The sequence below is a fragment of the Vibrio sp. H11 genome, from assembly GCF_004804295.1.
Taxonomy (GTDB): Bacteria; Pseudomonadota; Gammaproteobacteria; order Enterobacterales; family Vibrionaceae; genus Vibrio; species Vibrio ostreae.
On sequence record NZ_SSHN01000003.1, the window covers coordinates 457899 to 481975 of the forward strand.

The 24077-nt window shown below is 49.3% G+C and carries 22 protein-coding genes; 17 read left to right on the forward strand and 5 right to left on the reverse strand.

The features are described from left to right. Window positions 1-2: 2 nt before the first annotated feature. From E6C74_RS06995 to E6C74_RS07005, 3 genes are read right to left on the reverse strand one after another with little or no spacing between them, the layout of a single operon-like run. A complete protein-coding gene (locus tag E6C74_RS06995) occupies window positions 3-2378 on the reverse strand; it encodes a glycoside hydrolase family 31 protein (protein ID WP_136483964.1) in 2376 nt (791 codons plus the stop codon). Between the two features lie 56 nt (window positions 2379-2434). Then, window positions 2435-3736: a TRAP transporter large permease gene (locus tag E6C74_RS07000; protein WP_136483965.1), complete on the reverse strand. Its 1302-nt coding sequence runs from the start codon at window positions 3734-3736 to the stop codon at window positions 2435-2437. A 10-nt stretch (window positions 3737-3746) separates the two neighbouring features. Continuing rightward, window positions 3747-4274 carry a TRAP transporter small permease gene (locus tag E6C74_RS07005; protein ID WP_136483966.1) on the reverse strand — a complete coding sequence of 176 codons (528 nt, stop codon included), beginning with the start codon at window positions 4272-4274 and terminating at the stop codon, window positions 3747-3749. A 313-nt stretch (window positions 4275-4587) separates the two neighbouring features. Between E6C74_RS07005 and E6C74_RS07010 the strand changes: the two genes are divergently transcribed. The 3 genes from E6C74_RS07010 (at window position 4588) to uxuA (ending at window position 7708) form a co-directional block, all read left to right on the forward strand. Further along, the gene (locus tag E6C74_RS07010; RefSeq protein ID WP_136483967.1) at window positions 4588-5577 is read left to right on the forward strand and encodes a TRAP transporter substrate-binding protein; all 990 of its coding nucleotides are present in this window, start codon (window positions 4588-4590) and stop codon (window positions 5575-5577) included. A gap of 106 nt (window positions 5578-5683) precedes the next feature. Continuing rightward, on the forward strand, window positions 5684-6454 hold the full coding sequence (locus tag E6C74_RS07015; RefSeq protein WP_136483968.1) for an FCD domain-containing protein: 771 nt from the start codon (window positions 5684-5686) through the stop codon (window positions 6452-6454). A gap of 66 nt (window positions 6455-6520) precedes the next feature. Continuing rightward, a complete protein-coding gene (uxuA, locus tag E6C74_RS07020) occupies window positions 6521-7708 on the forward strand; it encodes a mannonate dehydratase (RefSeq protein WP_136483969.1) in 1188 nt (395 codons plus the stop codon). Window positions 7709-8011: 303 nt separating this feature from the next. On the opposite strand, the gene E6C74_RS07025 is transcribed toward uxuA, so the two are convergent. Continuing rightward, the gene (locus E6C74_RS07025; protein WP_136483970.1) at window positions 8012-8749 is read right to left on the reverse strand and encodes a helix-turn-helix transcriptional regulator; all 738 of its coding nucleotides are present in this window, start codon (window positions 8747-8749) and stop codon (window positions 8012-8014) included. Window positions 8750-9025: 276 nt separating this feature from the next. Here E6C74_RS07025 and E6C74_RS07030 point away from each other — a divergent pair, with 276 nt between their 5' ends. Both E6C74_RS07030 and E6C74_RS07035 read left to right on the forward strand, forming a co-directional pair. Beyond that, window positions 9026-9952 (forward strand): 2-dehydropantoate 2-reductase, encoded by a 927-nt coding sequence (locus E6C74_RS07030; RefSeq protein WP_136483971.1) that lies wholly within the window; start codon window positions 9026-9028, stop codon window positions 9950-9952. 201 nt (window positions 9953-10153) lie between these two features. Beyond that, a complete protein-coding gene (locus E6C74_RS07035; protein ID WP_136483972.1) occupies window positions 10154-10870 on the forward strand; it encodes a carbon-nitrogen hydrolase family protein in 717 nt (238 codons plus the stop codon). Between the two features lie 54 nt (window positions 10871-10924). Here the strand turns inward: E6C74_RS07035 and E6C74_RS07040 are convergent, their stop codons facing one another. Then, window positions 10925-11866, reverse strand: a complete 942-nt coding sequence (locus E6C74_RS07040; protein ID WP_136483973.1) for a sugar-binding transcriptional regulator — start codon at window positions 11864-11866, stop codon at window positions 10925-10927. Between the two features lie 223 nt (window positions 11867-12089). Here E6C74_RS07040 and dalD point away from each other — a divergent pair, with 223 nt between their 5' ends. The 12 genes from dalD to E6C74_RS07100 all read left to right on the forward strand — a co-directional run. Continuing rightward, entirely contained in the window at window positions 12090-13457 is a 1368-nt protein-coding gene (dalD, locus tag E6C74_RS07045; protein ID WP_136483974.1) for a D-arabinitol 4-dehydrogenase, read from the forward strand. A gap of 9 nt (window positions 13458-13466) precedes the next feature. After that, a complete protein-coding gene (xylB, locus tag E6C74_RS07050; protein ID WP_136483975.1) occupies window positions 13467-14927 on the forward strand; it encodes a xylulokinase in 1461 nt (486 codons plus the stop codon). A gap of 104 nt (window positions 14928-15031) precedes the next feature. Next, window positions 15032-16306 (forward strand): MFS transporter, encoded by a 1275-nt coding sequence (locus E6C74_RS07055; RefSeq protein WP_136483976.1) that lies wholly within the window; start codon window positions 15032-15034, stop codon window positions 16304-16306. A gap of 70 nt (window positions 16307-16376) precedes the next feature. Next, entirely contained in the window at window positions 16377-17018 is a 642-nt protein-coding gene (gene hxpB, locus E6C74_RS07060) for a hexitol phosphatase HxpB (RefSeq protein ID WP_136483977.1), read from the forward strand. Between the two features lie 224 nt (window positions 17019-17242). Then, the gene (locus tag E6C74_RS07065; protein ID WP_136483978.1) at window positions 17243-18268 is read left to right on the forward strand and encodes a LacI family DNA-binding transcriptional regulator; all 1026 of its coding nucleotides are present in this window, start codon (window positions 17243-17245) and stop codon (window positions 18266-18268) included. Window positions 18269-18530: 262 nt separating this feature from the next. Further along, window positions 18531-19526, forward strand: coding sequence for a TRAP transporter substrate-binding protein (locus E6C74_RS07070; RefSeq protein ID WP_136483979.1), 996 nt, complete (start codon window positions 18531-18533; stop codon window positions 19524-19526). A gap of 58 nt (window positions 19527-19584) precedes the next feature. After that, a complete protein-coding gene (locus E6C74_RS07075) occupies window positions 19585-20088 on the forward strand; it encodes a TRAP transporter small permease (RefSeq protein ID WP_136483980.1) in 504 nt (167 codons plus the stop codon). Further along, window positions 20073-21332: a TRAP transporter large permease gene (locus E6C74_RS07080; protein ID WP_136483981.1), complete on the forward strand. Its 1260-nt coding sequence runs from the start codon at window positions 20073-20075 to the stop codon at window positions 21330-21332. The genes E6C74_RS07075 and E6C74_RS07080 overlap by 16 nt, the downstream gene beginning before the upstream one ends. Before the next feature lie 166 nt (window positions 21333-21498). After that, complete coding sequence (locus tag E6C74_RS07085) at window positions 21499-22458, forward strand: sugar kinase (protein WP_136483982.1); 960 nt, start codon at window positions 21499-21501, stop codon at window positions 22456-22458. Window positions 22459-22460: 2 nt separating this feature from the next. Then, on the forward strand, window positions 22461-23459 hold the full coding sequence (locus E6C74_RS07090; RefSeq protein ID WP_136483983.1) for an NAD(P)-dependent oxidoreductase: 999 nt from the start codon (window positions 22461-22463) through the stop codon (window positions 23457-23459). Next, a complete protein-coding gene (locus E6C74_RS07095; RefSeq protein WP_136483984.1) occupies window positions 23459-23932 on the forward strand; it encodes a YhcH/YjgK/YiaL family protein in 474 nt (157 codons plus the stop codon). Before E6C74_RS07090 ends, E6C74_RS07095 begins: the two co-directional genes overlap by 1 nt. 2 nt (window positions 23933-23934) lie before the next feature. After that, window positions 23935-24077: NAD(P)-binding domain-containing protein (locus E6C74_RS07100; RefSeq protein ID WP_136483985.1), on the forward strand; the 143-nt coding region annotated here is incomplete at its 3' end.

The following is a 24077-nucleotide window of genomic DNA, read 5'->3' on the forward strand; positions in this document are numbered from 1 at the left end:
TCTCAGATAGAAAGGCGATAAAGGTTGCCTGCAGATTCACCGTTGATAACGAGCGTTCGTTGTTCGGTTGCTGGCAGGCGAATTTCGACTGCAGAGTAATCTGGCTTGAATTCACCAGATTGGGTGATTACCACATGAATACACTTCGCGTCCGTTGTAACCACCAGGGTCAGTTCCAAGTATTCACCATCCTGGTAAGCGTAACTTTCACCGTCGTCATCGAAAATGGTTTGGGTAAAGTGATGCACACCCTGAGCCGGGAAGAGCAGAATTGTACGCTGGTTATCATCCTGAGTGGTCTGTACCCCAACTTCGGGATTCAATGGCAAAGCACATCCAGCTTTGACCATAAGTGGAATGGTTTCCAATGCTGCCGGTAGTGTGATGATTTGACTTGCGCTAAACCATTGATGTGTATAAAAGTCATACCATCCCAGACCGTTGTCAGGGAGATACACTTCACGCTCACGTTGATGAGGTTCAACCACGGATGCGACCAGCAGAGATTGCCCGAGGATAAAGTCGTCATTCTCTTCCCACGTGTTGGCATCGTGTTCATGATCAAGGAACGTCGGCCGCAACATCGGTTGATGATAGCGGTGTGCTTGCCACAGGGTATCGTAAAGATACGGCATGAGTTGATATCTGAGCGCCATTGCTTTGCGAATAATCGGCGTGACCTCAGGATACATCCAGGGTTCATTGACTGTGCCGTCGTCATTCCAGGAGTGAATGGTAAAGCGCGGGTGCATCACGCCATTTTGAACCCAGCGGACAAATAGTTCAGGATCGGGTTTGTCACCGGAAAAACCACCGACATCGTGTCCCAGATTGTACAAACCAGACAGGCTCATGCCGAGACCCATTTTGATATTGTATTTCAGGCTGGTCCAGTTGGTACGGTTATCGCCGCTCCAGGTTTGCACATATCGGTTCATTCCCGGGCAGCCAGAGCGTGAGATTAAATACGGGCGCAATTGCGGCGCGAATTCGCGTTGCGCGTGATACGATGCTTTCATCATTAATAAAGGCTGTAACGGTCTGATCAGCCCAATTGGAATCGATTGCCCAAAGCCAAAACAGCGTGCGCTGTGATCCCATATTTCATACTCGTTATTGTCGTTCCAGGTCGCATCGATGCCTTTTTCAAGCAATTGGGTAGTGACGTTACTTTTCCACCAGTCGATCGTTTTGGGATTAGTGAAATCGAGGTGTGAGCCATCGGCATCCCAGAACACAGAAATTTCCGGCGTATCGCTTTCCGAATCCTGAATAAACAACCCCTGTTGTTTGACGTCCTGATACATTGGATGGTCATGCAGTAAACAGGGTTTGATATTGGCGGCCAGCTTCATATCATGCTGGTGGAAGTGGTGTGACATATCTTCCGGACTCGGCACTTTGTCGTGGTTCCAGTTAAAGACATAGCGTTTGTCACCGATTGAAGTATAGCCGGATGACAGTTGGAACGAGTCACACGGAATCCGATGTTGCTGGCATTGATCGACAAAACTTTCCAGCAGTTGCTGAGAATGAGGTTCATCGGTATATCGCATTGTCGAGCCGCTGTAGCCTAAGCTCCATTTGGGGCCGAATATCGTCCCACCCGTTAATCGCGTGAAGGAGCGAGTGACATCCAGGACGGTAGGGCCGAGGATAAAATAGAAATCAAGGTCACCATCTTCAGCGCGATAGCTACGGTATTTTATGTGGTAATTATCGAGCTCATTGCCCAAGTCAAACCAGCAATTGGCCAGGTTGTCGTAGAACAGGCCGTAACTGACATTTTGTGGTGTGCGAGTGATATAGAATGGAATGTGTTTATAGAGCGGGTCGGTTGAGCTGGCGTTGTACCCCATGGCATCCAGGTTACGCATTTCAAATCGACGTCCTTCACGATTGAGATTGCCCGTTTTTTCGCCCAGACCAAAGTAATATTCGTCATCACCACGGTGCATGAAATGGGCAATACCTTGCGACTGGGTGGCGAGTTGAATGGCTCCAGTTTTACGATCATGGGCCAGCGGTTGCCATTGGCCTTCACTTAAATAGCTCCAATGCATCTGTAGTGGCTGACTGATGGTTAATTTCAGGCGGTCGGTCTCAATGTCGACCGTATCCTTGGTGTGTGTGAGTCTGTAGTCGGGTAGGGAATAACCTTGGGTGGAGACTCGTTCACGGCCTTGCCACTCGACATCATCGGTTGATGGCGCTACGGTCCATGTTCTGTCCAAGCGAAGTTGTTGGTTTTTCTTTATCAGAATGCGGAAAATGTCCTGTTCCAGGATAAATATATGCAGCGTATGCTTAGAATCGCACCGAAGGACTACTTCGTTGCCTTTAGCTGAGTCCCATTCCCAGTGTTTCAGTGTTTTCATTATTGAGTCCTTAAATACAAGCGCACACTGGGTGCGCTTTGAAAATGCAAATTGGATTAATAGCCGAGTAAAGCCCGAGGCAGAGTGAGGCTGACTTCTGGAATGTAGGTGACAAGCATCAGTGCCAGCACCAATACCGCATAAAACGGTAATAAGGGCTTGATGACTTTATCAATTTTTACTTTACCGACAGAGCAGCCGATGAAAAGTGCACTGCCGACCGGCGGGGTACATATACCGATACATAGGTTAAACGTCATCATGATGCCGAAGTGAACCGGATCCATGCCCAAGTCCATCGCGATAGGTAGGAAAATCGGTGTAAAAATCAGCAATGCGGGCGTCATATCCATGAAGACACCAACAATCAACAGAATCAGGTTGATGATAAGAAGGACAACCAGGGGGTTTTCGGACACAGCCATCAAGGCGTCGCTGATCATGTATGGAATATCGGCATTGGCCATCGCCCAGGACATCCCCATTGATGCCCCAATCAGTAGCAGAACAATCGAGGTGGTGATGACAGACTCCAGAATGATGGTGGGCAATTGCTTGAGGTTAACTTCACGGTAAAACACGACTGCCAGAAGAAGCGTATAGACGACTGCGATAGCGGATGCTTCCGTTGCGGTAAATATTCCGCCAATGATGCCACCCATAATGATCACAATCAGCCCAAGGCTAGGTAACGCATCCAGCGTTTTTTGCAGCACGACTCGGCGGGTGGGTTTTGCGGATACGGGATAGTTACGTTTTTTGGCGATTAAAGCTGCCACGATCATGAGCGCTAGACCCATGATAAGACCGGGAATGTATCCGGCCAGAAATAATGCCCCGATTGATGTACCGCCAGAAATCAACGAATAGACGATAAACGTGTTGCTGGGTGGAATAAGCAATCCCGTTGGACAAGAAGTGATGTTGACCGCAGCGGAATAGGCTGGGTCATAACCTTCTTTCTTTTGCAATGGCGACATAGTGCCGCCGACCGCCGCCGCAGAGGCCACAGCGGAACCAGAAATGGACCCAAACATCATGTTCGCCAGAACGTTAACGTGTGCCAGTGAACCTGGTAACTGGCCACCAATAATTTTTGCAAATTCGATTAATCGAAGTGCAATCCCTCCTTGGTTCATGATATTGCCGGCCAGAATGAAAAACGGTATGGCCAGTAATGAGAAGCTATCAAGGCCGGAGGCAAGCTTTTGAGAGATCACCGCAATGGCTGAGTCGAAAGGCAATGACAGCATGATGGTTAGTAACGAAGAAATGGCGATCCCAAAAGAAATCGGTACCCCTAATCCGAGGAAAACAAAGAAAGTTCCAAACAAGACGATAATAATTTGCCAATCCATGAGTTATTTCCTATTTAAATTGGTTAGCCACAGAATCCACCTCGGACGTTTTCCCGTCCTTACATGTCCTCAGATTGGTCAAGAAGTCAGCCGATAAGTATATCAACATGAATATTCCGCTAAGAGGAATGGCGGAATACACATAGCCCATCTGCAGGCTGAGAGCAGGGGAAACCTGCCCGCTTGCCAGGGTCTGGAGCATCAGTTTACCACCACCATAAATCATGATTACGCTGGCGAAGATAATGCTAATGATGTTAACAACCAGACGCAGAAGTCCAATTTTTACCGGATGGTTTTCTAGTATTTGTTCAAGTAATTCAATGGCTAAGTGGCGTTTCTGTCCCAGTGTATATGCGGCGCCCAAGAGTCCAACCCATATAAATAGGAAGCGGGCAAGCTCATCGGTTGTGGTGCTGGGAGCATTGAGCACGTAGCGAGAAAAAACTTGCCAGACAACGCAGGTAACGAGAACGCTGGATAGTGCGATGCAGAATGTCGACAGCCCTCTATTAATGACGCCTATTAACTTGTCCATAATGACTCCTGGTAAACCAATTTTTTGTTATAAGTGCGTAGGGATAGATTATTTTCCATAAGATCGGCGCTGATTAGAGCATGTGTTACCAAATTAGCCTGTGATCTAACTCCCATTACTATTTTGGCTGAACAGATGAGTGCGTTTTTTATGATATTGGTCAACCAATTTGAGATTTTTGGTTGCTATTGGTTCGCTTTGGCGGATAAGTTAACAACGAATTGCTGCAGATGAGGTAGGAATGCATGGTGTACTCATCCAGTGATTGGAAAGATAACGCATGAAAACAACATCATTCTAAACGGAGAACATTATGCGGTTTAGTAAAAAAACACTGTCTGCTGCGATCGCTTGTGTGGCTGCTGCTTCCATTTCTTTTTCTGCCTCTGCAACCACCATTTTGAAACTGAGTCATAACCAGGATAGAAATCATCCGGTGCATAAGTCGATGCATTACATGGCTGACAAAGTGAAGGAATACACGCATGGAGAAGTGAAAATTCGCATTTATCCGAATGGTCAACTGGGGACGCAACGAGAGTCAATGGAACTACTGCAAAACGGTGCTCTGGACATCGCCAAGTCTAACGCCAGTGAGCTTGAGTCGTTTGAACCGGCTTACGGCGCATTCAATATCCCTTATATTTTTCACGACCGTAACCATTTTTATCAAGTATTAACGGGTAAAGTGGGGGCTGACATTTTAGCTGCATCAAAGGGTAAAGGCTTTATTGGTTTAACGTATTATGACGGCGGTGCGCGTAGTTTCTACGCTCAAAAACGCATTGAGGCACCAGCGGATCTCAAAGGGATGAAGATTCGAGTTCAGCCAAGCCCTACTGCTGTCAATATGATCAAGTTAATGGGCGGCTCACCGACACCTTTGGCTTACGGTGAGCTGTACACAGCGCTACAACAAGGCGTGGTGGATGGCGCTGAGAACAACGAAACGGCGTTAACAAACTCTCGTCACGGTGAAGTGGCGAAATATTTTAGTTTGGACGAGCACACCATGATTCCTGATGTATTAGTCATCAGTGAAAAGTCCTGGGATAAACTCACTGCTGAACAGCAAATTGCCGTGCGCAAAGCGGCGCAAGAATCGATGCTTTACCATAAAGACTTGTGGACCAAAATGATCGCTGAAGCGCGAGAAAAAGCAAAGTCAGCGATGGGCGTTTCTTTTGTCTCTGTCGAGAAACAGCCGTTTATCGACGCAGTTAAACCGATACATGATGAGGCGTTAAACAATCAAGCGATCGCCCAATATGTGAAGGAAATTGATGCATTAGCGTCGAATTAGTTGGTCAAATCTAAGCTTGAACTTAGATTGATTGCCCAATTATTCGGGGTTCGATTATAGTTATATCTGTACAGGGCAATACCGGTAGTGGATTAAGTGAGATCATATGGGTATTAATACAAACTTAACGATTAGTGTTGGCATGATAAATCCAAAACGTCTTTATCAGGAAATTGGCCTCGGGCTACAGAAACGGATTGCGTCTGGTGAATTTATTCTTGGGGAGAGATTACCTCCTGAGCGAGAAATCGCAGAAGAGCTGGATGTTAGCCGTTCGATCGTTCGTGAAGCGATTATCATGCTGGAACTTCAAGGGTTTGTTGAAGTACGGAAAGGTTCGGGAGTTTACGTGATCAAGCTTCCGGACTCTTTAAACGATAATCAGGATCCTGAGTTAAATCGCAATAGCGATGTTGGTCCGTTTGAACTGTTACAAGCTCGTCAGGTTTTAGAGAGTCAGATCGCTAGTTTCTCTGCTTCTAACGTTACTAAAAGTGATATTTCCCGTCTTAGATCCTATTTGGATCAAGAGCGAATTAATCTTGAGGATGATAAAGAAGATTATGAATGCGATCGTATGTTTCACTTAACAATTGCTGAAGCTTCGCAAAACAGCGTCCTGAGTGACATTCTCCAAGACTTATGGGACCGGCGAGCAGAGAGTCCAATGTGGCAACAACTGCATGCACGTATTACAAGTAATACGTACCGTTATCAATGGCTAGAGGATCATGAAAAAATCCTCTTGGCGTTAAAGAAGCGTGACCCGGAAGGGGCAAGACAAGCGATGTGGCAACACATCGAGAACGTTAAGCAGACGTTGTTCAAATTATCCGATGTGGATGACCCTTCTTTTGATGGCTATCTGTTTCGCTAATTGGTTGGATGTCTCGTTGAAGCAGTCATACGATGTTGCTCAACAATATATAACTAGGAAACTATCATGGAACAAACTTGGCGCTGGTACGGCCCGAATGATCCGGTATCGTTGGATGATATTAAACAAGCCGGGGCAACCGGTATTGTGACTGCTTTACACCATATTCCGAATGGTGAAGTGTGGAGTATAGAAGAAATCCTGACCCGTAAAGAGTTATTGGAATCTAAAGGTTTTAACTGGTCTGTGGTTGAAAGTGTGCCGGTGCACGAAGAGATCAAAACCCGAACCGGCGATTATCAGTTGTGGATTGATAACTACAAACAGTCGCTAACCAATCTGGCCAAGTGCGGCATTGATACCGTGTGTTACAACTTTATGCCGGTACTTGACTGGACCCGCACCGATTTGGAATATCAGTTGGCGGATGGTTCCAAGGCACTGCGCTTTGATCAGATTGAATTTGCGGCTTTCGAACTGTTTATCCTCAAGCGACCTTGTGCCGAAGCCGATTACACTGAGCAGGAAATAGTCGAAGCGAAGCAGTGCTTTGAGAACATGTCTCAGGCACAAATTGATAAGCTGACCGCGAATATTATCGCTGGTCTACCAGGCGCGGAAGAAGGTTACACTCTGGATGAGTTCCAGGCCCGACTTGATACGTATCAGGGCATTGACAAAGATAAGTTACGTGAACACATGGTGCTGTTCCTGCAGGAACTGATGCCGGTTTGTGAACAATATGGCCTGAAACTGGCGGTTCATCCGGATGATCCACCGCGTCCTATCCTGGGTTTACCGCGTATTGTGTCTACCATCGAAGACATTGAGGCGCTGACAACCGCCGTACCGAGCAAGATGAATGGCATTACCATGTGTACTGGTTCTTACGGTGTGCGCGGTGATAATGACCTGGTACGTATGATTGAAACTTACGGTGACCGTATCTATTTTACCCATTTACGTTCAACACAGCGGGAAGAGAACAATCCCAAAAGCTTCCATGAAGCGGCCCATTTGGATGGTGATGTGGATATGTATAACGTTATCAATGCGTTGCTTAAAGAAGAGCATCGTCGTGAACAAGAGGGTGATGTCAGACGTATTCCAATGCGTCCGGACCATGGTCACCAGATGATCGATGATCTGAAAAAGCAGACCAATCCGGGTTATTCCTGTATTGGCCGCCTGAAAGGTCTGGCGGAAATTCGCGGAGTAGAGCTGGCTTTGAAACGCACGTTCTATACCCGCTAGCCTCCGTCCTTACTCGCTGAAAGTTTGGTAAGCACGCTATATCTGATACTGTCACGCTATATCTGATACTGTCACACTAGGCTGTGCTTTGCTCCTTACGTCCTTTATCTTCATCTGACGTCGCACGTTTATTTCGCTCCAAACGTGTTGCGTCAGGTTTTTGCCTGCGTTGCTTCCAGCGTATCAGACGTGCATTCACAAGCGGTCAAAGCAGTTTGCTCTGACCGCTTTGTTACTGATAACTGGCAAAGATACATAGAACGAGCGATCAGCGCTTATTTTAATATTTAATAACGCGATGTTTTACAAAACGTTATTGACGACCAGCATGTTGAGCTTTTTCGACTCTTTCAGTTCTTCTTTGGTCAGGCGCAGTTGTTCTTTTAGTTCATCGGAATAGGGGCGACTGTTGAGTGTGACCAGGCACTTGAACGCGCAGGGCCGCATATCGGCCGATGAAATCCCGCATAACAGACCGAAGGTGTTGTCCCGCAATTCCAGCGGGTTAAATATGTACAGCAGGCATTCTTCCAGCGTGTTGTACTGGTTAATAAATGAAAAGCGGATCAACCGATCGCTGTACGTCACGCAGCCTCTGTAATAGATCTCGCTACTTTTGCCGTCTGGGGTCACGACGCTGATAGTCAGTGTCGCGGTCTGCTGGCTGCCTTGCTTGTCTGGCAATATATCAATCACCCCGTCTTTTAGCCGGTTGTAGCGGCCGTCGTAAAAATAGAAAAACAGCCGCGCAGCACTGTGAAAGGTTTGAACGCCAGATGTTGGCGGGGCCGGTTCAATACTTGGGCTGACGCGATAATCAATCAGCTGAGTTGGGGTGACTTTAAGCGCTTCGGCAATGGTAAACAGGGTTACCATATCGATAGAGATCTCGCCGGTTTCGTATTTTGATACCGTAGCTCGGCTTTTAAATATCAGATCGGCCAACTGCTGAATCGTGAGCCCAAGGTTTTTACGATGGGTACGGACTCTGGCGCCGATATGGCGATTAATCGCCACATGATCTGTCGGTGGTCGGTTCATGATATTCAGATCCTTTAATCAATGACCGGATGAAACGTTCGTATAACGGTGCATTTGCGTGATTTTGCTGATGAATGGATTTTCTGCTTTGCAAAACTAGCAAATAAGTGGACTTTTTTCTATTTAAAAGAGAATTTATCAAAATTTTGTTTCGTTAAATGAAACTTATGCAGTTTGTCGTGGCTTAAAGGCTACCGATATACTCAGCGCAACCGTGCAGTCAGGAAACGGACACTTCCGCGCTGGTCACGGAGTCAACATCACAGGAAGCAAAATATGAAAATAGCGGTGATCGGCGCCGGCGCCATGGGGTGTCTGTACGGTGCGTATTTAAGTCAGCAGCATCAGGTCTTTATGATCGACGCACTGGAATCTCAGGTCACGGCGATTCAGCAGTCAGGGATAACTATTGAAGAGCAAAGCGGTGAAAAAGTGAATTTTCCCCGTGTTCAGGCATACTTATCCGGTCGATGTGACGTCGCGATGGACTTGGTCATCGTCTTTGTCAAATCGACCTATACTCAGGTCGCTCTGGAGCAAAACCAAAACCTGTTTAAAGAGTCAACCCTGGTGATGACGCTGCAAAATGGCGCTGGTAATGACCGCCTGATTCAGCAGTATGTGAAGCCGGAAAACATCATCATTGGCACCAGCAAGCATAATGCGGTCAATCTTGGCCTAGGCCAAATCAAGCATCCGGCCTCTGGGGTCACCACCATCGGCAGTAATCATAATGCGGATAAGCAGGTTGCGCTGGCGCAAGGCGCCTTACTGGAAGCGTCGTTTGCGGTCGAAGCGACCGATGATATTCAGCGAATTATCTGGAGTAAGCTGCTGGTGAACTTATCGGTCAATACGTTTACCGCCATTACCCAAACCCCAATTGGTTACATGATCAAGAACGAACATGCCTGGGACTTTGCCAAGCGTTTGATTTATGAGGCGATTGAAGTTGCCGAAGCCGACGGTACCTATTTTGACCGTCGCGAAGCGCTGAATATGGTTAAAAGTGTGTGTGAAACCGCCGGCGATGGCTATTCCTCCATGTATCAGGACCGCAAAAACCAGGTCAAAATGGAAATTGATGCCATCAACGGCGCGATTGTCGAACAAGCCAAACGCTATGGTGTGCCAACGCCTTACAATACCCTGATTGTGGATCTGATCCACGCGATAGAAGGTGCATACGGGTTATACGACTGAGAGGATCTGCAATCAGCGTAAGGAAAAATAGATTAGGAGACTGGATAAATACTTACGACCAAAGCCAGTTGACGCGGGAACGCCACTTATCCGTTTACACTCCGGCTAATGAATTTACTATTGCTGCATGAGATCGGACAATGAGAGAATGTTGCGTCTTGTATCAGGGACATTTTCTTCATTGAATTTTAAGGAGTTAGTGTGGCAGAAGAGATTAAAATCAGTTTAGCTCAGATCGAGGTGGTAAAGGGAGATGTTGCCGCTAATCTGGACGCTCATCTGAAAATGATTGCCCAGTCATCGAAACTAGGTGCGGATCTGGTCGTATTTCCGGAATTGTCGCTGACCGGATATGAGCTTGAATTAGCTCAGTCGCTTGCTGTTGTACCGGTTGCCGATAATTTCAGCGAGCTTTCCCAGGCTGCGGTTGAGTTCAACACGGCCGTTATTGCCGGACATCCGCTCAAAAACAGCGATGAAGATAAACCAACGATTGGCGCTGTGATTTGTTTTCCTGATGGCCGAGTGGAGTTTTATTCTAAGCAACATCTGCATCCGGGAGAAGAAAGCTATTGCTCCCCAGGTAATGAGAGCTACCTGTTGACACTCAAAGGCCGCCGTATTGGCCTGGCGGTGTGTGCTGATTTCTCTGCACCTCAGCATGCCAAAGAACTCGTGCGGATGGGAGCAGAATGTTATATCGCCAGTGCTCTTATCTCTGAACAGGGATTTGCCGCTGATGCCCGGATACTTTCTTCCATAGCCTCTCAATACCAGATACCTGTTTTACTGAGTAACCATATTTCGCCAACCGGTGGCTGGTCGGTATGTGGTCAAAATTCGGTATGGGATGCAAGTGGTGCGCAGATCTTAACTACAGGCAGCAAAGAGGGAGGTTGTTTAATATTTAACTTGTAACGCAGAGACAAAAAGGCAGCGCTGACTAGCGGCTGCCTCTGATTCAATATGATGTCACTGGGTTAGTAACCAGCGCGCGGTCGTTTCATCGGTGACAAGGCCATTTATCCAGCCGCCACGCAGCGCGGCCAGAATGGCTGGGCGTTTGTCTTCTCCGCAGGCTGAGCCGATTTTCGGACAACGGCTGCTGCGCATATCATAACTGGTGATGAAGCGGTTGATGCTGCAGTTCACCACTTCGCCGTCCTGGTTAATGAAGCGGCCCAGAATTTCACCCACCGCCCCTTGTTCGTTCAGCTCCTGCGCTTTATCTGCACTGATAAAACCGTCTTTGATGATCGGACTGGCTTTACTCAGCGAACCAATACCGATAAAGATCACGTTGGCGTTGTCTGCTACCGCTGTAACATCGCCAAACAGGCGGGTTGTGGTCCAGGTTTTATGTTCCTGCTCGGATGTGGCGTAGCGCGGCGCCGGTAACTGATAGTAGTTTGCCTGCACTTTGCTGGCCAGAATCAAGGGCACATCATCATAGTAGTTACATTGTCCATCCACACCCATCGCACTGATCAGTGCGACACATTTACTGCTCGGTGCATCGAAATCAATTCGTTTAATCGCCTTCTTCAACGTTAATCCAGACCCGATACCAATGATCTGATCCGGTTGATCCTTGATGTATTTCGACATCAGCTGAAAGCAGCCAAAGGAGACATTATCCAGGGTTTCTTCTGGGCTGGTGGTCGGCACTATGCTGCACTCGACTAATTGATACTTCGCTTTCAGCAGTTCAGCATAATCCAGACAGGTCGCAATCGGGTGGTGCAATCCGATCGACACAATGCCTTCTTCTTTAGCGGCGGCGATCAGACGCTGCACCACGGGCCGTGACAGGCCAAGTTCAGAAGCGATTTCACTCTGATTACGACCGGATACGTAGTACATCCAGGCGGCTCGCACCATTTGATCGGTTTTGAAATTGTCGTCTTTTGCCACGATTTTTGCCTCGTATCTCGGTTTTATTACTCTGAAAACACCGTGTTATCTGTGGTGCCCAGCTATCTTCGCCTGTTCTGGTATTGAGTGCAAATCAAATCATTCACTCACAAATGAACAAAAATTCATTTAACGGTCTTTTGTTCATTTGTGATCTATGGCTATTTATTTGGTTTTTTGATCATTTACAGTGAGCTCATCATATAAGAACGAGGAAATAACAATGAAAAACCAATACACGTGGCTACATATCGGTCTGGGATCGTTTCACCGTGCGCATCAGGCCTGGTACCTGAATCAGTTGCTGGAGCAGGGTGATCAGCGTTGGCACATTGCTGCCGGTAATATCCGTAACGATGCCGAAGCGACAGTTTCTGCTCTCCATCAGCAGCACGGCGAGTACGTGTTGGAAACGGTCAGTCCGGCGGGTGAGCGTGACTACGAAGTCATTAAATCGATTCAAACCTTGTTGCCGTGGCAGGAAGACTTAAAGCCGCTGATCGAAGAAGGCGCTAAAGCCGCGACGAAAGTGATTGCGTTTACGGTAACGGAAGGCGGTTATTACCTGAAAACCGATCATCGGCTGGACGTGGAAAATGCCGGTTTGAAAGCCGACCTGAACGGCGGACATCAAACTATTTATGGCACCATCACCAAGATTCTTGAGCGTCGTATGCAAACGCAGGCCGGTGCGGTGACATTACTCAACTGCGATAACGTGCGTCACAACGGTGAACGTTTCCGCGATGGCCTGGAGGAATTTCTGACGCTGACCGGCAAAACCGAACTACTAAACTGGCTGCAGCACCACACTACGAGTCCGAATACCATGGTTGACCGTATTACACCGCGTCCTGCGGCCGATTTACCAGTCAGAATTAAAGCGGCGACCGGCATCGAGGATAACGCTCCTGTGATGGGTGAGCGCTTTATCCAGTGGGTGGTTGAAGATGATTTTAAGGCTGGCCGACCTGAGCTTGAAAAGGTGGGTGTCGAGATGGTCGACTCGGTTATCCCATATGAAGAAGCCAAAATTCGTATTCTTAATTCGTCACACAGTTGCATTGCCTGGGCAGGCACGCTGGCCGGTCAGTCTTATATCCACGAGAGTACGCTGACCGATTATATCCGTCAGATTGCGTATGACTACGTTACTCAGGATGTGATTCCGTGCCTGGGCGATAACGGTATCGATTTAGCCACCTACCGTGATGTGGTATTGGAGCGTTTTACCAACCCACACATTCAGGATACTAACCAGCGCGTTGCCGCAGATGGCTTTTCTAAGATTCCTGCCATGATCACCCCGACCATGCTTGAGTGTTATCAGCGCGGTGTCGCGCCATCGGCCACCGCCGTACTGCCGGCGCTGTTCTTTGTCTACATGCAGCAATGGCACCTGGGCAAACTGCCTTACGAGTACCAGGATGGCATTCTGGATGCCGACGCCGTGCATGCCATGTTTGCATCGGCAGACCCGATTGCTGAGTTTGCCCATGATTCGGCCCTGTTTGGTGAACTGGCACAGAGCGCCGAGTTTGAAAGCCTGCTGCGCGAGAAAATCAGCGCGGTCTACGCGATGATTCAGTAAGGAGTGGTTATGTACTTAGGTATTGATCTGGGCACCTCAGAAGTTAAAGCGTTGGTCATTGATGAACGGGGTGAAACGGTTGCCGCACACAGCGCGCCGCTGACCATTCAACGGCCTCATCCGCATTGGTCCGAGCAGGATCCGCAAGCCTGGTGGGAGGCGACCAATTACCTGATCGATGCGCTGCGCGAAAAATGTGCCGAGCATTGGGGCGCAATTAAGGCGATTGGTCTGTCGGGCCAGATGCATGGTGCAGTGTTGCTGGATGAAAGCGACAGCGTGATACGTCCGGCCATTTTGTGGAATGACACCCGCTGTTATACCGAGTGTCAGGAGCTCGAAGCGATGGCGCCGCAACTGCATCAGATAGCCGGTAACCTGGCGATGCCCGGTTTTACCGCACCAAAACTGCTTTGGGTGCGTAAACATGAGCCGCAGCACTTTGCACGTATCGCAACGGTACTGCTGCCTAAAGACTATCTGCGTCTGCAAATGACCGGACGTAAAATTTCTGATATGTCGGATTCGGCTGGCACGCTGTGGCTGGATGTTGCCAAACGTGACTGGTCAGATTTACTGCTCGACAAGTGTCAGCTCAGTCGCGGCCAGATGCCTTTGCTGGTCGAAGGCTGTGAAGTGTCAGCGACCTTGTCGGTGGAGATCGCCGAACGCTGGGGGCTGAGCCCTTCGGTGTGTGTGGCCGGCGGTGGCGGTGATAATGCGGTCAGCGCTATCGGTGTGGGCGCAGTGGAAACCGGTGATGCCTTTATTTCTCTCGGCACTTCGGGCGTCCTGTTTGTGGTCAACGATCAGTATCGTCCGGCGCCAGAAGCCGCGGTACATGCATTTTGCCATGTCCTGCCACAGCGCTGGCACCAGATGAGCGTGATGCTGAGCGCCGCCAGCTGCCTGCAATGGTTGTGTCGTATCGTCGGCGTGACGGAAGTGGAGTTGTTACAGGAAGTGGAACAGCTCACCGAAGAAGAAAAAGCCGGCGCGCCGCTGTTTTTACCTTACCTGTCCGGTGAGAGAACACCGCACAACGACCCGGATGCCAAAGGCATGTTCCATGGCATGACCCATTCCACCCGCCGGGCGACTCTCGGTTATGCGGTGCTGGAAGGGGTCAGTTTTGGCCTGGCTGATGGTCTGCGTGTCTTGAGCGACAGTGGTACGCACATCGAGCAGTGTTCACTGGTCGGTGGCGGGGCGCGCAGTCCTTACTGGGCGCAGTTACTGGCGGATACTCTGCAGCTTTCCATTGTGACCCACAAAGGAGGGGAGACCGGCGGTGCATTGGGTGCGGCAAGGCTGGCCTCTCTCGCGATGGATAAACCGCTGCGGGAGGTGTGTAAAAAGCCGGAAGTCTACCGCGTCTACCAGCCGGATAGCTCGCGTCAGGCGGTGCTGGAATCGCGCTATCAGCGTTTTCGCGCTCTGTATCAGAACGACCTTAACCTGCGGCAGTAATCGGCTGCTCAAACCTGAATCAATATAAACACAATAACAATCAACGGTGCCCCGACGCGAAAGCAGGGGCACTCGATTCCTTTTACCCTACAAATGAGGAATATATGGACACTACAAGCAAACAGTGGCTGGGATTGCCACTCAACTTAGTCTGGGGTTACATCGCGATTGCCATCTTCATGACCGGTGATGGCTTCGAACTGGCGTTTTTATCTCACTACATTACCGAACTGGGCTTTTCACCGGCGCAATCCTCTTTTGCGTTTACCCTTTATGGCTTTGCCGCCGCCATGGCAGCCTGGATTTCCGGTGTTGTCGCGGAAATTATTACTCCGCAGAAAACGATGAAAATCGGCTTCCTGTTGTGGTGTGTTTTCCACACATTGTTTCTCACATTTGGCCTAGGCGAATCCAATTATGCGCTGATGCTGCTGTTTTATGGCATCCGTGGTTTTGCCTATCCGCTGTTCCTATACTCATTTATCGTGGTGATCGTGCACAATGTGCGCAGTGATGGTGTCAGTTCGGCACTGGGCTGGTTCTGGACCGTGTATTCGATCGGTATTGGTGTTGCCGGCAGTTATATTCCGAGCTTTACCATTCCGTGGATTGGTGAGTTTGGCACCTTGTGGTTATCGCTGGTGTTCTGTGCCGCAGGTGGTGTTATCGCGATGTTCGCACTGAGAAACGTGAAAACACCGACCCACATGCATAATCTGACCAACAAGCAGAAGCTGAAAGAACTGAGCCGCGCCGCAACTTTGCTGTACAGCAACCGTAACGTGCTTTACTCCAGTTTTGTCCGTATCACCAATACCTTATCTTTGTTTGGCTTTGCGGTGATCATGCCGATGATGTTTGTCGATGATTTGGGTTTTACGACCTCTGAATGGCTACAGGTGTGGGCGGTGTTCTTCTTTACCACCATATTCTCCAATGTACTGTGGGGAATTCTGGGCGAAAAACTGGGGTGGATGAAAGTGGTGCGCTGGTTTGGCTGTGTCGGTATGGCGCTGTCGAGTCTGGCGTTCTATTACATTCCCCAGCACTTTGGCCACAATTTTTATATGGCGTTGATCCCGGCGATTGCATTGGGGATTTTTGTCGCGGCATTTGTACCGATGGCGGCGGTGTTCCCAGCGTTGGAGCCGAATCACAAAGGCGCGGCGATTTCGGTCTATAACTTGTCGGCCGGGCTGTCTAACTTCGTCGCTCCTGCGATTGCGGTGGTGCTGTTGCCTTACTTCAGTACCCTGGGGGTAGTGATCGCTTATACCACGCTCTATGTGGTCGCGTTTTTTGTGACTTATTTGATCGAAGTCGAACAACCTGGCTTTGAAACGCCAATTGTTGACTCAGGTAATGTCACTGTGACTTAAAAATGTTTTAAGGTATGGCAATAGCTTTTATTGCCATACCGGTTTTTTTCTTTTGAGGTAAGTATTTAGTATGAATAAACAAGCGGTCATTTTTGATATGGATGGTGTGATTATTGATTCAGAACCCTTGTGGCAAACGGCGCAGATTGAATCGCTGGCGCTGTTTGGGGTCACCATCAGTCGCGAGGACTGCGAGCGTTTGACGATGGGTAAACGCATCGACGATATTGCCAGAACCTGGTGCGATACGCATTCACTTGCGGTTGCGGCGACTGAGCTGGAAAGTATGATCCTGACCCGCCTTTGTGATGCGATCAGCCGGCAGGGTGAGGCGATGCAAGGCGTCTACCGTGCGTTAGAGACCTTTATGGCTCGTGAGCTGAAAATTGCTTTGGCGACATCGTCCAACCATGTGGTAATCAAGGCGGTCTTTGACCGTTTAGATTTATGGGAAAAATTCAGCGTGATTTGCAGTGCGGAAGATGAAGTGAACGGTAAACCCCACCCCGATGTCTATCTCTCAGCAGCGAAAGCACTCGGCGTCGACGTCAGCCAGTGTCTGGTCATTGAAGACAGCTTCACCGGCCTGACTGCCGCTAAACGTGCTGCAATGACCACATACTTGGTCTCATCTGAGTATCAGAATGAAAAATTTGCCATTGCTGATGCCAGATTCAGTAACCTGAATGCGGTCGTAGACTCTCTGAGCTGAAGACTTTCCAGAGGCGGTATCCGCTGGTACATGCTGAACATTTTCAGATCTGGGTCACTTTTTAAGGGCATTATGCGTTCATATCTTGCTTGAACAACTGGTAATCGCATGTAAATACGTAGTAGATTTTGGAACCATTGACCATCAAAAGGCCGCAGCTACTGTTTGATCCACGTTATTGGTGATGTGAATTAGGTGGTTGCCGTAATGACCGGACAAACCCCGTGAATACAAAATCAAGGAAGCAAGGCAAAGCCTTTGCCACCATCTCAGATGTGGCCAAATACGCTGAGGTGGGTAAAACCAGTGTGTCGCGCTATCTCAACGGTGAACAAGACAAACTGTCTGAACCACTGCGTGAAAAAATTGCTCAGGCGATCGCCCATCTGGGCTATCGTCCCAGCCATTCCGCGCGTATGCTCAAAGCCGGCCATTCCAAACTGATTGGTTTGCTGCTGGCCGATGTCACCAACCCGTATTCGATTGATGTATTGCAGGGGATTGAGCATATCTGCCGTCGCGAAGGCTATATGCTGATGGTGTGCAATACCGATAACCGTCTTGATCAGCAGGAGCGTTATCTGGAAATGCTGGAAGATCATCGGGTCGACGGCATTATCGTCAATACTCTGGGGATGGAAAGCGGCCACCTTGGTATGCTGAGCCGTATTGACTGCCCGTTTGTGTTCGTTGACCGGATTGACCCGACGCACAGTGTCGACTCGGTAGGGCTGGATAATACCGGGGCGGCTGAGGTGGCTTGTCAGCATTTAGTGGAGAAATGTTATGAGTCTTTGTTGGTCATTACTCAGCCTCTGACCATTGCAACCCGCCGTGAAAGGGTTGAAGCATTGCAGATGTTTGTCAGCCAGCATGAAGGCATGAGCTGTGAGGTGGTTGAAATGGCCGACATGAGTGGTGACAAACTGAGAGCGCCGATTCGTGCGTTTATTGACAATAAGCGCGGGCTGAAAAAAGCGCTGTTTTGCACCAATGGTGTGGCGACCATGTGTGCGGCTAAGGCATTAAAACAGCTTGATATGCATCTGGGAGAAGCGCTGGGATTACTCAGTATTGATGATCCCGACTGGGCACAATTAGTCGGTGGGGGAATTACGGCGATGCGCCAGCCAACCCGACAAATCGGTGAAACGGCGTGTGAACGCTTGATTGCACGCATTCGCGGCAGCGAACAACCGCCACAGCAAATACGCTTGCCTGCGGAGCTGATTGTCCGGGCCTCAACCTGAATCAATGCCTGTTACAACCTGGTGTAACAGGCTACAGCCGTTATTTTTAAAAGCCTGGCGGCATTTTTAGTACCACTCTTTTACCTGTCCTGAACTCTCTTTACGATTGTGTTACTGCAATCTCAAAAAATAACAACCTGCATCATATTGGTGACGTTTTGATCACAGTTCCTCATTTTGGTGCTGTGTCTGGAACCGATTCCAGACTATGTTATTCAGCGTAACGTGAACATAACAACAACGCTTTTAACTGGAGCTCATTATGAAAAAGTACCTTGCGCTGCTAGTAGCCACCGCCCTGTTCGGATGTGGTGAATCGAACGATACCGCCGGCAGCGGTGCGCTGCATCTGGTGGCGGCTCACAACCAGACCAATGTTTCTAGTCCGTATCAGACCGGTATGCTGAAACTGAAAGAAGTCGCTGATCAATCGGGGCTTTTTGATGTTGAAGTTCACGCGGGTACCATTGGTACTAACGAAAGTGAACTGGTTGAGAAACTGGTTCTGGGTGGCGCTGATGTGGTGCTGGTTTCGCCGGGTTTCATGACCTCCTCCGGCATTGATGAAGTCGATCTGTTCTCTTTACTCTACCTTTTTGACGACTACAGCCACTGGGAAAAGGTGGTTGATGGCGAAGTGGGCAAAAAAGTGGCCGACATTATTTACACCAAATCCGGTGAGAAATATCGCGTGGCCGGTTACTGGACCGCCGGTGTGCGTCACTGGTACGGCAAACGACCGATCAACACCATCGAAGATGCGAAAGGGCTTAAAATCCGCACCCAGACATCCGGTGTCGTATCCCAATACTGGAAAGACATTGGCGCGATTCCGACTTCGGTAGCCTGGGCCGAGTTGTATCAGGCATTGTCAAGCAACGTGGTCGATGGTGCAGAAAACGCTTATCCATACTTCATTCCGATGGAGCATCATAAAACCTCAAACGGTAAATACATCTCTGAAACCGGCCATGATTACACCACGCGTCTATTGCTGGTTCGCAACAGTGTGTGGGAAAGCTTCAGCGATGAGCAGCGCGCCGCGTTTGACAAGGCGGTCACAGCGGCGACTAACGCTGAGCGACAAGCACTTTACGCTCAAGAATCTGAATTTAAGCAGAAAGCGATTGATGATGGAGCGATTGTAAACTCGGTTGAACGCGGTCCGTTTATTGAAAAGGCGGTGGCGATTCAGGACGAGTGGGCTGCTAAGCATGGTATGACTGACGTGATTGAGACTATCCGTCAGGCACGTTAAGGCTCGATTAACAGGCTTTAGTCTTGCTCTTTGAGCAATGGGAGAAAGGACGAACAGTATGAAATATCTGACTTTACTCATGGCCAAACTTCAGCTGACTATCGGTGCAGTATGCCTGGTGATCTTTGTGGTAGCGACTCTGGTTCAGGTCGCTACCCGCTATCTGGGTATCTCGGTTCTATGGACAGAAGAAGTGGCGGTCAACGCCTTTATATGGGCGATGTTCCTCGGCGCCGCCGTGATGGTACGGGAAAACGAGCACTTTAGCTTTCGTATCCTGACCGATAAGTTTGAAGGGAATAAACGTTCCTGTCTGTTACTGGTACAGAACCTGATTATGCTGGTGTTCTGTATCCTGTGCTCTGTTTACAGTGTGGAAATTACCCAGACATTCTGGAATTCACGCTGGATTACCGTGCCGGAGTTTAAACAGGGCTATATCTGGCTGGTTATGCCGGTCACCTTTATCAGTTCCAGTGTCTATCTGGTCGATAACATGATCAAAGAAGTGGCGAAGTTAAGGAACGCTTCTAAGAAGGGGGTTGTATGGAACTCGCATTAATTACCGTGCTGTTTATCGGCTTGATCATTATCGGGGTCCCGATTGCCTTTTCGATTGGCATTTCTGCTCTGACCGGTATTGCGACTATGGCTGGCACGCCAAATACCATGATTCCGATGAAAATGTTTTACGGACTCAACTCATACGTACTGCTGGCGGTGCCTTTGTTCATCCTGACCGCAAACATCATGAACAGCGGCAGTATTTCCCGTCGCCTGATTGATTTTTCTATCGCTCTGGCCGGACGTCGTCCGGGTGGGCTTGGCCATGCCAACGTGATTGTGTCGATGTTATTTGCCGGAGTGAGTGGTTCCTCAACCGCCGATACCGCTGGGGTAGGTAAAATTCTTATTCCGAACATGATCGATAAAGGCTACAGCCGTGAAATGTCGGTCGGGGTGACCGCGGCTTCGTCGACCATCGGCAGTATTATTCCGCCGAGTATTACCATGGTTATCTATGGCGGCCTGACCAATACCTCGGTCGGACAACTGTTTATCGGTGGTATGCTGCCAGGTATATTGATTGGTTTCGGTATGATGTTTGTGATTGGTATCATTGCCCGTCGCGATAATCTGCCAATTATGGAAAAGATTACCCGCGCAGAATTTATTGCGCTGGCTAAAGATGCTTTGCCTGCCATGATCACGCCGCTGATCATTATCGGTGGTATCGTCTTTGGTGTGTTTACACCAACCGAAGCGGCCGCTTTCTCTGCCATCTATGCTTACGCGATTAGTGCTTATTACTACAAAACCATCACCTGGCGCGATATGCCAAAAGTGTTTGTCGAAACTCTGAAACTGAGCTGTCTGTCTCTGTTTGCTCTGGCAGCAGCGTCTGCACTGGGTGAATTCCTCGGCTACTACAAAATCAACGTGATGGTGGCGGATTTCTTTAACAGCCTGGGCGGTAATGAATATCTGTTCCTGTTTATCATCATTGCGTTCTTCCTGTTCATCGGTACGTTCATGGATGCGATTCCGGCTATGGTGTTGTTTGTACCTGTGATTTATCCGGTTGCTCTGTCAATGGGTGTGGATCCGGTACAACTGGGCGTGGTTATCATCATTACTCTGTCGGTTGGTCTGATCACTCCGCCATACGGGTTATGCCTGCTGATATCGAGTGTGATCGGCGGATTGTCTCTTGATCAATCGTTTAAGGCGGTGATGCCTTACATCGCTGTGATTCTGGCGGTTTTGCTGGCCGTGATCTTTATGCCATTCGTGTTATTGGTATGAGCTTTTAGTCAGGGTGAACGAGCCAATGCGCTAAGCGCTATTGGCTGTCACCAGGCATTGTTTTAGTTAAAATTTGGAATCGGTTCCATCGTTTTGGTCTTCTCCCTGGCTTGATGAATCATCGCCGGAGAGAGGGAGGACAGCGATGGTGCCGGGGGAGAATGCAATGAATACAGTACCAAGCAAGTCTTTTGTGACGCTGGGTGAAGCGATGGCGATGATGGTCGCCAATCAGACCGGTCCGCTGGCAAAGGTGGAAACATTTAACCGCCATCTGGCCGGTGCTGAACTTAATGTCGCGATTGGTATGGCGCGGCTTGGTTTTGACTCTCGTTACGTGACGAAAGTCGGCCGTGACTGCTGGGGCGAGTTCATCACTCAGGCACTGGCTGATGAAGGAGTCAATACCGGTTGGATCTCAACCAGCGATGATCACTCGACCGGGATGGTATTTAAGAGCCTGCAGAACGATGGCAGCGATCCTGCGGTGGAATACTTTCGCCGCCGTTCTGCGGCCAGCACGTTAAGTGCAGATGATTTTCAGCCTGATCTCATCGGTGAAAACAGTCACCTACACTTGACCGGCGTCGCGGCGGCGGTGTCTCCGTCGTTGCTGGCGCTATCGCGCTATGCATTGCAGCAAGCGAAGACAGCGGGCGCCTCAACCTCGTTTGATACCAATCTTCGTCCGACGTTATGGCCGGATGAGCAGACGATGCGCGACACCATCAATGAGTTGGCATGTGGTTGTGATGTGGTGTTGCCGGGAATCAATGAAGGCAAGATACTGACCGGTAGTGATGAACCGGAGGCAATTGCTGATTTCTATTTAGCGCGTGGGGTGCAGTTGGTGGTGGTTAAACTCGGTAGCGACGGTGCTTACTTTAAACATGCCGGTGGTGAATCGGGCACAGTGCAAGGTGTCGCGGTCGACAAAGTCGTCGATACGGTCGGTGCGGGTGACAGCTTTGCGGTTGGCGTGGTATCCGCATTACTCGACGGCCGCACACTTGAGCAGGCTGTACAGAGAGGCAACTGGTTTGGTGCGCTGGCAGTGCAGGTTCGCGGAGACAGTGAGGGGCTGCCAAGCCGTACCCAATTAAATCAATTTGAACCAAGGGCTTAACGATGAAAAAGAAAGTTGTGTTGTACAAAAGCATTCCGGAGCAGTACCAACGTCAGCTGGAGCAGCATTTTGACCTGCAGGTCTTTGATGGTGTCAACGACAGCAACCGCAGCGAATTTTCAGCCGCGCTTGCTGATGCGCAAGGTGCGATTGGCGCCAGCGTTGAGATGCCGCCGCAATTGCTGCAATCCGCCTCCAGGCTTGAAGCACTGTCGACGATCTCTGTGGGTACCGATCAATTTGACCTCGATTATCTCGCTAAGCGTGGCATTCCATTGATGCATACACCGAGTGTTCTGACCGAAACGACCGCTGATACCGTATTTATGCAGATAATGTGTGCCGCGCGCCGGGCAGTTGAGTTATCCAATCTGGTGCGAGACGGGAAGTGGACCAAAAGTATCGGTGAAGAGTATTACGGCGTCGATGTGCACGGCAAAACGCTGGGCATTATCGGGATGGGCCGGATTGGCTATGCCGTGGCCCGTCGTGCTCATTTAGGCTTTAACATGAACATTCAGTACTGCAATCGCAGTGCGCATCAGGAAGCGGATCAGGTGCTGAATGCGACCCGTACCGAAATGGAGACCTTGCTTAAGACCTCCGATTTTGTCTGTGTGATGGTGCCACTGACTGCAGAGACCGAGCGCCTGATTGGTCAAGCACAGTTCGCCCTGATGAAATCCAGCGCCATTTTTGTTAATGGATCACGCGGTAAAGTCGTTGATGAATCAGCGCTTATTGAGGCGTTAAGTCAGGGCCAGATTCGGGCTGCCGGTCTGGATGTGTTCGAAGTCGAACCGCTGCCGGGCGACTCTCCGCTGTGCAAACTCGATAATGCGGTAATTTTTCCGCACATTGGCTCAGCAACCGGAGAAACCCGCGAACAGATGGTCGCTTGTGCGGTCGACAATATGATTGCCGCGTTACAGGGTGATCTGTCGCGCAACTGCGCAAACCGTCATTTGCTGAACGGTACACAAACTAAGAGGAACGCGTGATGTTTACGGGTCGTTGGGACAACTTACAAGCGTATCCCTATATCAAAAAAAACCTCAAACATATTATCCAACAAGCGCTCAAGGTCATCGAAGAGCAGACGGAACCGGGTAATGTTGTACTGCAGCCGGATGATGTGTGGATTGAAATGAAACACGTCAATACCGATCCGGCGGATGGTCGTATGTTTGAAATCCACAAGCAGTTTATCGATGTGCATGTGCTGCTTGCAGGCGAAGAATATATGGGTTTTGCCCATGATGAGCTGGTGGTGGAAGACTTATCGCTGGTGGAGCACGACGTCTATTTTGGCAGTAGCCGCGAAGGTCGCTATGTTCTGATGAAGCCGGGCGAGCTGGCGGTGTTCTTCCCGGGGGAAGTGCATAAGCCGCAGTGTCATCTTGGCGATGAGTCCGTCAGCTTACGCAAGGCGGTGATTAAAATCAGACAATCCATCTTACAGCAGGAGCAATAATGATGAAGGCGGATATCGGAGTTATCGGCCTGGCAGTCATGGGCCAGAACCTTATCCTGAACATGAACGACCACGGCTTTAAAGTGGTGGCACATAACCGTACTGCGGCGAAAGTCGACGAATTCCTGCAAGGCCCGGCGAAAGG